The following is a 2,422-nucleotide window of genomic DNA, read 5'->3' on the forward strand; positions in this document are numbered from 1 at the left end:
GCGGGGGTGTGGAACATGTACGGGCCGACGGAGACCACGGTGTGGTCGGCGTGTGAGCGGTTGTCGGCGGACCGGGTGGCGGGGATCGGTTCACCGGTCGCCAATACCCGGGTGTATGTGCTGGACGGCCGGCTGGATCCGGTGCCTGTGGGTGTGGCGGGTGAGTTGTTCATCGGTGGTGCGGGTGTGGCGCGGGGCTATCTGGGTCGTGCGGGCCTGTCCGGTGAGCGGTTCGTTGCGGATCCGTTCGCGGCGGATGGTTCGCGGATGTATCGGTCGGGGGACCGGGTGCGGTGGTTGGCGGATGGGAGGCTGGAGTTTTTGGGGCGTGGGGACGAGCAGTTGAAGGTGCGTGGTTTCCGTATTGAGCCGGGTGAGATCGAGGCTGCCCTGATGGCGCACCCGGCGGTGGGTTCCGCGGTGGTGGTGGGTCGTGGGGAGGGTGTGGGGCGTCGTCTGGTGGCGTATCTGGTGCCGGCGGTGCAGGCCGATGGTGTTCCGTCGGTGGGTGTGTTGCGGGAGTGGTTGCGGGAGAGTCTGCCGGAGTACATGGTGCCGTCGCTGTTCGTGGAGCTGGCCGCGCTGCCGCTCACCCCGAACGGCAAGATCGACCGCAAGGCACTCCCCGAACCGGACGGGGTTTCGGGTGAGCTGGAGGGTGTATTCGTTCCTCCGGTCACGGTCGCCGAGGAGTTGCTGGCGGGTATCTGGGCCCAGGTCCTTGGAGCGGACCGTGTTGGTGCCACGGACAGCTTCTTCGATCTGGGCGGCCACTCCCTGCTGGCGACGCAGGTGATCTCCCGTATTCGGGAGGCGTTCGGGGTCGAGGTGGCGTTGTCGGCGCTCTTCGACCGGCCGACCGTGCGGGGTCTGGCGGCGGTGATGGAGACGTCCGGGCGGGGTGATGCCGGGCCGGCGATGACGGCCGTCGCGAGGGACGAGCCGTTGCCGTTGTCGTTCGCGCAGCAGCGTCTCTGGTTCCTGGATCAGTTGGAGCCGGGCTCGACGGAGTACAACATGTCGACGCGTCTGCGGCTGACCGGTGACGTGGACCTTGCGGCTCTGGGTGCCGCGCTGGACGCGATCGTCGCCCGCCATGAGGTCCTGCGGACCCGGCTGGTCGCGGGCGAGGACGGTGTGGCGTACCAGGTCATCGACCCGCCCGCACCCACGCCTCTCCCACTCCTCGACCTCTCCGGGAGTGTGAACCCGCACACCGTCGCGAACGACATGTTCGCCAAGGACACCCTGACGCCGTTCGACCTGGCGAACGGCCCCCTGATGCGGGCCATGCTCGTTCGCGTCGCGCCGGACGAGCACGTACTCTCCCTGGTCATCCACCACGTCGTCTTCGACGAGCGGTCGGACCGCGTCCTCCAGCGCGAGCTGTCCGCCTTGTACGAGGCGTTCCGCGCGGGTGAGCCGAGTCCGTTGCCGCCGCTCGCGTTCCAGTACGCGGATGTCGTGGCCTGGCAGCGGCAGTGGCTGACCGGTGACGTACTCGACGGTCAACTGGACTACTGGCGGCGCACGTTGGCGGGCGTTCCGACGCTTGAGCTGCCGACCGACCGGCCGCGGCCGGCGGTGCGTTCCACCGAAGGCGCGGTGAGCCGATTCATCATTCCGGCCGGCACGGCACAGGCGCTGCGCGCGCTGTCCCAGGAACACGGCACGACGATGTTCATGACGCTGCTGGCCGCGTTCAATGTGCTGCTGGGCCGGTACGCGGATTCGGATGACGTCGTGGTCGGCACGCCGGTGGCGAACCGGAACCGGGCCGAGGCCGAGGATCTGATCGGGTTCTTCGTCAACACCCTCGTGCTGCGCACCGACCTGTCCGGCGACCCCACGTTCGCCGAACTCCTAGGCCGCGTACGTGAGACCGCGCTCGCTGCCTACGCCCACCAGGACCTGCCGTTCGAGCAGTTGGTGGACGCCATGGATGTCGAGCGCGACCGCTCGCGCAGCCCGCTCTTCCAGACGCTCTTCAGCTATGTCGCGGCGGACCCGGGCGCCCCTCAGCAGGGAGAAGGCGGCAACGGAACCGACACAGCGAGTAGGTCAGCCGCCGATGCGGCCACCCACAGCGGTCCCGTCCCGGTGAAGTACGACCTGGCGTTGGCGCTTGCTGATACCGAAGGCGTTCTCGCCGCAGAGATCCAGTACAGCACCGCGTTGTTCGATGCGGCGACGGTGGAGCGGATGGCGGGGCATCTGGTGACGTTGTTGGATGCTGTCGCTGGGGATGCGGGTCGGTGTGTGGGTGAGGTGTCGGTGTTGGGTGCGGATGAGTGGGATGTGGTGGTGCGTGGGTGGAATGACACTGGGGTGGAGGTGGCGGGGGTTGTTGGTGGGGTGCATGGGTTGATTGCGGAGCGGGCTGTGGTGGGTCCGGATGTGGTGGCGGTGGTGTCGGGTGGGG

The 2,422-nt window shown here is 68.2% G+C and carries 1 protein-coding gene and 1 pseudogene; both read left to right on the forward strand.

What is annotated here, in order from left to right:
- Positions 1-15: 15 nt before the first annotated feature.
- A pseudogene (locus tag ACIQNU_RS43765) lies at positions 16-192 on the forward strand (AMP-binding protein); the annotation flags it as partial.
- A gap of 105 nt (positions 193-297) precedes the next feature.
- On the forward strand, positions 298-2,422 hold a 2,125-nt coding region (locus ACIQNU_RS43770; RefSeq protein WP_401378312.1), incomplete at its 3' end, for a condensation domain-containing protein.

The sequence above is a fragment of the Streptomyces sp. NPDC091292 genome (assembly GCF_044757265.1).
GTDB lineage: Bacteria > Actinomycetota > Actinomycetes > Streptomycetales > Streptomycetaceae > Streptomyces.